This is a genomic window from Actinomadura sp. NBRC 104412 (assembly GCF_030269515.1).
Lineage (GTDB): Bacteria > Actinomycetota > Actinomycetes > Streptosporangiales > Streptosporangiaceae > Spirillospora.
Window position 1 is genome coordinate 24,858 of the sequence record NZ_BSTM01000014.1, and the last position, 6,053, is coordinate 30,910.

The following is a 6,053-nucleotide window of genomic DNA, read 5'->3' on the forward strand; positions in this document are numbered from 1 at the left end:
GGCCGCGATCACCTAGCGTGGAACGAACGCCTCGACGCGATCCGGGCGTGCCGCACAAGCGTTCCGCACGGTGTCCCGCCCGGTGTCCGCTCAATGCCCGCCCGGCGTCCGCCCGGCGCGAACCAGGGCGGCACGGAGTGACCGGCGGGGAACAAAGGGAACGTACCGGATCGTTGCAAGGGGCGTCGGCGGCTCAGTCGCGCCGCGGTGTACCGTCGATATCCCGGGCTTGGTGACGGGTGACCATGACGGGCGAGATCGCTAGGTCAGGAGGGACGGCACCCCGAAGGGGTAACCGATAATGGACGTGAAGCGCTATTTCCGCGGGCCGCTGCTGTGGATCCTGCTGCTGTGCCTCGGGGCTGTCTTGGTCATGTGGACCGTCAACCCCGGTCGCTCCTACGAAAAGACCGACACCTCCGAGGTGGTCACCGCGATCGAACAGGGTCGCGTGCAGTCCGCGAAGATCATTGACAAGGATCAGCGGATCGAGGTCACCCTCAAGGACGGCTCCAACCTCCAGGCGTCCTGGGTGGACGGCCAGGGGCTGCGCCTCCAGGAGGCGCTCCAGCGCCAGGCCGACGCCAACCAGCTCCCCGGCAAGTACACCGTCGAGGTGCCCAAGCAGAGCCCCCTGCTGAGCCTCCTGTTCAGCCTGCTGCCCATCATCATCATCGTTCTGATCTTCCTGTTCGTGATGAACCAGATGCAGGGCGGCGGCTCCCGGGTGATGAACTTCGGCAAGTCCAAGGCCAAGCTCATCACCAAGGACACGCCCAAGACCACCTTCGCCGACGTGGCCGGGGCCGACGAGGCCCTCGAAGAGCTGGAGGAGATCAAGGACTTCCTGCAGAACCCGGCCAAGTTCCAGTCCATCGGTGCCAAGATCCCCAAGGGCGTGCTGCTGTACGGCCCGCCCGGCACCGGCAAGACGCTGCTGGCCCGCGCCGTGGCCGGCGAGGCCGGCGTCCCGTTCTACTCGATCTCCGGCTCGGACTTCGTCGAGATGTTCGTCGGCGTCGGCGCGTCCCGCGTCCGCGACCTGTTCGAGCAGGCCAAGGCCAACGCCCCGTCGATCATCTTCATCGACGAGATCGACGCGGTCGGCCGGCACCGCGGCGCCGGGCTCGGCGGCGGCCACGACGAGCGCGAGCAGACCCTGAACCAGCTCCTGGTCGAGATGGACGGGTTCGACGTCAAGGGCGGCGTGATCCTCATCGCGGCCACCAACCGTCCCGACATCCTCGACCCGGCGCTGCTGCGTCCCGGCCGGTTCGACCGCCAGGTCACCGTGGACCGTCCCGACCTGGAGGGCCGCAAGGGCATCCTGCGGGTGCACGGCCGCGGCAAGCCGTTCGCGCCGGACGTCGACCTGGACGTGATCGCGCGCCGCACCCCGGGCTTCACCGGAGCCGACCTGGCCAACGTGATCAACGAGGCCGCGCTGCTCACCGCCCGCTTCGACCGCAAGCTGATCGACATGGACACCCTTGAGGAGTCCATCGACCGGGTGATGGCGGGCCCCGAGCGCAAGACCCGGGTGATGTCGGAGAAGGAAAAGAAGATCATCGCCTACCACGAGGGCGGGCACGCCCTGGTGGCGCACGCGCTGCCGAACGCCGACCCCGTGCACAAGGTGACGATCCTGCCGCGCGGGCGCGCCCTCGGATACACCATGACCCTCCCGATGGAGGACAAGTTCCTGACCACCAGGTCGGAGATGACCGACCAGCTCGCCATGCTGCTGGGCGGCCGTACCGCCGAGGAGCTGGTGTTCCACGAGCCGACCACCGGCGCGGCCAACGACATCGAGAAGGCCACGTCCATCGCCCGCAACATGGTCACCGAGTACGGGATGAGCGAGCGCCTGGGCGCGCGCAAGTTCGGCACCGGCCAGGGCGAGGTGTTCCTGGGCCGTGACGTGGGCCACGAGCGGGACTACTCCGAGGACATCGCCTCCGCGATCGACGACGAGGTCCGCCGCTACATCGAGAGCGCGCACGACACCGCGTGGGAGATCCTGGTCGAGTACCGCGAGGTCCTGGACGAGCTGGTGCTCCAGCTCATGGAGAAGGAGACCCTCTCCAAGGACCAGGTGCTGGAGATCTTCGCGCCGATCCAGAAGCGCCCGCACCAGAACTCCTACACCGGCTACGGCAAGCGGCTGCCGTCCGACCGGCCGCCGGTGCTGACGCCGAAGGAGCTGGCGCTGATGGGCCCGCAGGACGTGGCCGACCTGACCAAGAACAACGGCCAGGGCTCGTCCTCCGGCGACCACCAGCCCGCGGACCCCACGCACGGCGAAAGCTGACCGCTTTGGCGATCCAGTACGACGACGAGCCGCTCAGGCACGACCCGCCGGGCAGTTCCCTCCACGGCGGGCAGTTCGACCACGAGCGGATCGAGCGGGCGGTGCGCGAGATCCTGTTCGCGATCGGGGAGGACCCCGACCGCGACGGGCTCCGCGACACCCCCGCCCGGGTGGCCAGGGCCTACGCCGAGCAGTTCGCCGGCCTCCGCCAGGTCCCCGAGGACGCCCTCAACAGGGTCTTCGAGGCCGACCACGACGAGATGGTCCTGGTCAAGGACATCGAGGTCTACTCCACCTGCGTGCCCAGCGACCAGCACGTCGATGCCGTGGGCGGCCGGAAGCGGGCGTCCGCCGTCGAGGTCGGCGACGAGCTGTACACGCTCGTCCAGGGCGAGGTCGCGAGCACGACCGTCACCCGGGTCACGTCCCGCGAGGTCGGGGAGCTGGTGGAGGTGGTGACCGAGAAGGGCTCCTTCAGGGTCACCCCGGACCATCCGCTGGCCACTCCGTCGGGCTGGATGGAGGCCAAGGACGTCAGCGGCCGGTTCATCGAATGGACCGGTGCGCGAAGCCTTGGCCGCGAAGGCACCCGTCTGATCGTCGGCCGCCGGGCGAAGGAATTGGCGCTTGCCGCCGCCGTTCTGGACGCACCCGCTACGGCCGCCTCGCCATCGTCGATGGCGGACGGCTGGTATCGGCGTCATGGCTTCAAGGCCGAGTACGACGCGCCGTCGACGCTGCTGGAGTCCGAATGGGCCAGGGTGCTGGCGGTACGGACGATCTCGGCCGGGGACGCGAAGCCGTACACGGTTCACAGCTACAAATGCGAGCCTTACCCGACCTTCCTCATCGACGGCCATCTGACGCATAACTGCGAGCATCATCTGGTGCCCTTTCACGGACTGGCGCACGTGGGATACACGCCGAACGAGAAGGGTCAGATCACCGGGCTGTCCAAGTTGGCGCGGCTGGTGGACGTCTACGCGCGGCGGCCGCAGGTGCAGGAGCGGCTGACCAGCCAGGTGGCGGACGCGGTGATGGAGATCCTGGAGCCGCGCGGTGTGATCGTGGTGGTGGAGGCCGAGCATCTGTGCATGACGATGCGCGGGGTGCGCAAACCGGGGGCCAAGACCGTTACCTCGGCGGTGCGGGGTGACTTCCGGGACCATGCCGAGACCCGCGCCGAGGCCATGTCGCTGATCCTGGGACGCCACTGAGCGCCCGCCGGAACGTCCTCCCGGAGGCCGCCGGGAGGCGTGTTTCCGTTCCCGATCCCGGGGCCGGGTGGCGGCGCCCGGGGGTTGCGAGCGGGCATAGGCTGTGTCCATGACCGCGATGAACGAGGGCATGGCCGTACCGGGGCTTCCGGCACCCGGGCGGTGCCTCGTCATGGGCGTGGTCAACGTGACCCCGGACTCGTTCTCCGACGGCGGGGCGTGGTTCGACGCCGACAAGGCGATCAAGCACGGCCTCGACCTGATGGCCGAGGGCGCCGATCTGATCGACGTGGGGGGCGAGTCGACGCGTCCCGGCGCGCAGCGGGTGTCGTTGCAGGAGGAACTGCGCCGGGTGATCCCGGTGATCGAGGCGCTGTCCCAGCAGGGCGTTCCGGTGAGCGTCGACACGATGCGCGCGGAGGTGGCCGAGGCCGCCGTGCAGGCCGGGGCGCGGCTGGTGAACGATGTCAGCGGTGGTCTGGCCGATCCCGCGATGCCCAGGGTGGTGGCCGCTGCGGGCGTTCCCTACGTGGTGATGCACTGGCGCGGGCACAGTCACGACATGCAGACCCGCGCGGTGTACGAGAACGTCGTGACCGAGGTGCGGGACGAGCTGGCGCGGCGGGTGGACGCGGTGCTGCGCGAAGGCGTCGACCAGTCCATGATCATCCTGGATCCGGGGCTGGGCTTTGCGAAACGGCCCGACTCGGGGCACAACTGGGCGCTGCTGGCCCATATGGGCGTCCTGCGCGCCATGGGGTATCCGGTGCTGATCGGGGCGTCGCGGAAGGGCTTTCTGGGGCGGCTGCTGGCCGCGCCGGACGGGACGCCGCGGGCGTTCACCGACTCCGACGACGCCACGGTCGCGATCACGGCGCTGGCGGCGGCGAACGGCGCGTGGTGCGTGCGCGTGCACCGGGTGCGTCCCAACGCCGACGCGGTACGGGTGGCGGCGGCCTACCTGGCCCACGCGGGGAGCGACGCCCGATGAGCAACGCGCTCGACCGGGCCCAGCTCGAGGAGGCCAACGCCGAGTTCTACGCCGCCTTCGAGGAGGGCGACCTGGACCGGATGGCGGCGCTGTGGGCGGACGGCCCGTACGCGCCGGGCGTGAGCTGCGTGCATCCCGGCTGGTCGATGCTGCGCGGACGGGAGGAGGTGCTGCGCTCATGGGCACTGATCATGGCCAACACCAGCTACATCCAGTTCGTGCTCACCGACGTGCGCACCGACGTGTACGGTGACCAGGCCGTGGTCACCTGTAACGAGAACATCCTCACCGCGGGTGATGACAGCGAGACCGGCTTCCTCGCCGGGGGAAGCGTCGTCTCGACGAACGTGTTCGTCCGTTCCGGAGGGGAGTGGCGGCTGTTGCTGCACCACGGCTCTCCCATCCTGAACGGCGCAGAGGAAGAGTGAGCCCGACCTGATGAACCCCGCTTCGACCGGCTCGGACACCGGGTCCGCCGCGCCACGCGGCGGCCTGGACCGCATCGAGCTGCGCGGGTTGCGCGCCCGTGGCCGGCACGGCGTGCTCCCCGCCGAGCGCGAACTGGGCCAGGAGTTCGTGGTGGACGTCTCGCTCGGGCTCGACACCGCCCCCGCCGCGGCGGATGATGATCTGTCGCGTACGGTCGACTACGGTTCGCTGGCCGACCGGCTGGTGGCCGTCGTCGAAGGGGACCCCGTCAACCTCATCGAGACGCTGGCGGAACGGCTCGCGGCAGTCTGCTTGCAGGACGCGGTGGTCGCCGAGGCCGAGGTCACCGTGCACAAGCCCAGCGCCCCGGTGCCGCATCCCTTCGCGGACGTGGCCGTGAGGATCAGGAGGAGTCGCCCATGACAGCGTCCGATCGCATGCCCGACCGCACCGCCACCGGTGGCCACATGCTGGTCGCCCATCGGGTGGTCTTCTCGCTCGGCAGCAATCTCGGCGACCGCTTGGACAACATCCAGGAGGCCGTGGACGCGCTGTTCGACGCGCCCGGGCTCTCGTTCGTGGCGCTGTCGCCGGTGTACGAGACCGCGCCGTACGCCCCGCCGGGCGAGTCGATCCCCGAGCAGGGCGACTACCTGAACGTGGTGCTGGTGGCCGACACCCGGCTGCCACCGGAGAACCTGCTGGAACGCGTGCTCAACATCGAGAACTCGATGCAGCGGGTCCGCGAGGTCCGCTGGGGCCCGCGCACCCTCGACATCGACATCGTGGTGTTCGGCAACGTGAGCATGGACGACCCCGACCTGACGCTTCCGCACCCCCGCGCGCACGAACGCGCGTTCGTCCTGGTCCCGTGGGCCGACATCGAGCCGGACGTGCTGCTGGCCGGTCACGGCAGGGTCGGTGACCTGGCCGCCGCCAGGACCGCCGAAGGCGCCGCCATACGCCGCCGCGACGACCTCGTCCTCCAACCCCCTGCATGAGCGAGCCGAAGGGGCGCGGCGCCGCCTGGACTGAGGAGTGTAGGGAGCGAGGGACGAGCGACCGGAGCGACGAGGGAAGGCGGTGCCAGAGAGCGCCCCGTAGG

Annotated in this window: 5 protein-coding genes and 2 pseudogenes; all 7 read left to right on the plus strand. The window is 69.7% G+C overall.

What is annotated here, in order from left to right; all coding sequences use genetic code 11:
* Positions 1–301 precede the first annotated feature (301 nt).
* The 7 genes and pseudogenes from ftsH to folK all read left to right on the plus strand — a co-directional run bounded on the left by ftsH (position 302) and on the right by folK (position 5,949).
* A complete protein-coding gene (gene ftsH, locus QSK21_RS18885; protein ID WP_285697450.1) occupies positions 302–2,311 on the plus strand; it encodes an ATP-dependent zinc metalloprotease FtsH in 2,010 nt (669 codons plus the stop codon).
* An 89-nt stretch (positions 2,312–2,400) separates the two neighbouring features.
* A pseudogene (locus QSK21_RS18890) lies at positions 2,401–2,610 on the plus strand (GTP cyclohydrolase I); the annotation flags it as partial.
* Positions 2,611–3,177: 567 nt separating this feature from the next.
* A pseudogene (folE, locus tag QSK21_RS18895) lies at positions 3,178–3,528 on the plus strand (GTP cyclohydrolase I); the annotation flags it as partial.
* Positions 3,529–3,637: 109 nt separating this feature from the next.
* Complete coding sequence (gene folP / locus QSK21_RS18900) at positions 3,638–4,519, plus strand: dihydropteroate synthase (RefSeq protein WP_502871573.1); 882 nt, start codon at positions 3,638–3,640, stop codon at positions 4,517–4,519.
* The gene (locus tag QSK21_RS18905) at positions 4,516–4,947 is read left to right on the plus strand and encodes a nuclear transport factor 2 family protein (RefSeq protein WP_285697451.1); all 432 of its coding nucleotides are present in this window, start codon (positions 4,516–4,518) and stop codon (positions 4,945–4,947) included. The genes folP and QSK21_RS18905 overlap by 4 nt, the downstream gene beginning before the upstream one ends.
* Positions 4,948–4,957: 10 nt before the next feature.
* Complete coding sequence (folB, locus tag QSK21_RS18910) at positions 4,958–5,371, plus strand: dihydroneopterin aldolase (RefSeq protein ID WP_285697452.1); 414 nt, start codon at positions 4,958–4,960, stop codon at positions 5,369–5,371.
* Positions 5,368–5,949, plus strand: coding sequence for a 2-amino-4-hydroxy-6-hydroxymethyldihydropteridine diphosphokinase (gene folK, locus QSK21_RS18915; RefSeq protein WP_285697454.1), 582 nt, complete (start codon positions 5,368–5,370; stop codon positions 5,947–5,949). The genes folB and folK overlap by 4 nt, the downstream gene beginning before the upstream one ends.
* Positions 5,950–6,053 lie beyond the last annotated feature (104 nt).